Origin of the sequence: Micromonospora sp. NPDC047620, assembly GCF_043205005.1 — a bacterium.
Classification (GTDB): domain Bacteria; phylum Actinomycetota; class Actinomycetes; order Mycobacteriales; family Micromonosporaceae; genus Micromonospora.
In genome coordinates this window covers 1-1,161 of the sequence record NZ_JBIDDG010000164.1, presented here as the reverse complement: position 1 = coordinate 1,161, position 1,161 = coordinate 1, and the positions used below count along the sequence as shown (strand labels likewise).

Genomic DNA, 1,161 nt, shown 5'->3' with positions numbered 1-1,161 from the left:
CCGAGGCGAATCCGAACGCGGTCTCCGACATGCCGAGGTCGGTCTTCATCCCACTGGGCCCGGCGAACCCCACGTTCACCCGATCCAGGTAATTGACGAAGTACAGCAGGCACAGAAACGGCACCAGCCGAATCGTCAGCTTGCGTACGGTCGCGGTGGCGACGTCGACAGGGGCGATCATCATCCGTACTCTGCGCATTCGCGGCCGGCCAGTCAAATCGGGTTCGCGGGCGCGCTCGCCGCTCAGCTCAGCAAAGCTCGTGCGTACCAATCCTTCTCGTCACGTACCCCGGGCAGGGCGAAGAAATAGCCGCCGCCGAAGGGCTGGACGTAGTCGGTGAGAGGTTCGTTGATCAGCCGGGTCTGGATGGCCTCGAACTGGCGGGCGACGTCCTGCTGGAAGCAGGTGAAGATGTGGCCCGAGGCCATGTTGCCGTTGCGCTCCACGCCGAGGTCGTAGTTGTAGGAACGGCGGACCAGCTGCTGGCGTACGGTTTCCGGAGTGCGCGGATTGGCCAGCCGGATATGGGAATCCAGGGGGATGACCGAACCCTCGGGGTCGGCGGCGTAGTCGGGGGTGTCGAATTCCTGATTGCCGTCGAGCGGGGCGCCGGAGTCGCGGCGGCGTCCGAACATGTTCTCCTGCTCGTTGATCGAGACCCGGTCCCAGAATTCGACGAGCATGCGGATCAGCCGGACCACCTGGTAGGTGCCGCCTCGGGTCCATTCGGGTTCGCCGCCGCCGTCGGTCCAGATGAGCGATTCGGCGTCGGCGCCGGTCGGGTTGGCCGTTCCGTCCTTGAAGCCCAACAGGTTCCGGCCGGTGCCGGAGGGGCGCGGCGGGGAGTTGTAGCCGTCGATCTTCCAGCGCAGCTGCAGTGCGCCGCGGGTCTGGCGGGTGATGTCGCGCAGCGCGTGATGGACGGTGTCGGGGTGATGCGCGCACAGCTGGATCAGCAGGTCGCCGTGCATCCAGGCCGGATCCGGGGTGTCGTTGGGGAAGGTCCGCATCGGCGTGAGCTTGGCGGGTTTGGCCGCTGCCAGCCCGAAGCGGCCATCGAACAGGCTCGCGCCCACACCGGTGGTGACGGTGAGCCCGTCGGCGATGACCTCCGGCCCGAGCACCGCGCTGTCGGAGGGAGGCTGGCCGAGCCCGAGGTC

At 67.3% G+C, this 1,161-nt stretch carries 1 protein-coding gene and 1 pseudogene; both read right to left on the bottom strand.

Going from position 1 to position 1,161, the window contains the following annotated elements:
• Positions 1–181: pseudogene (locus tag ACGF5C_RS34980) on the bottom strand (hypothetical protein); the annotation flags it as partial.
• A 62-nt stretch (positions 182–243) separates the two neighbouring features.
• Positions 244–1,161: Dyp-type peroxidase (locus ACGF5C_RS34975; protein ID WP_393308727.1), on the bottom strand; the 918-nt coding region annotated here is incomplete at its 5' end.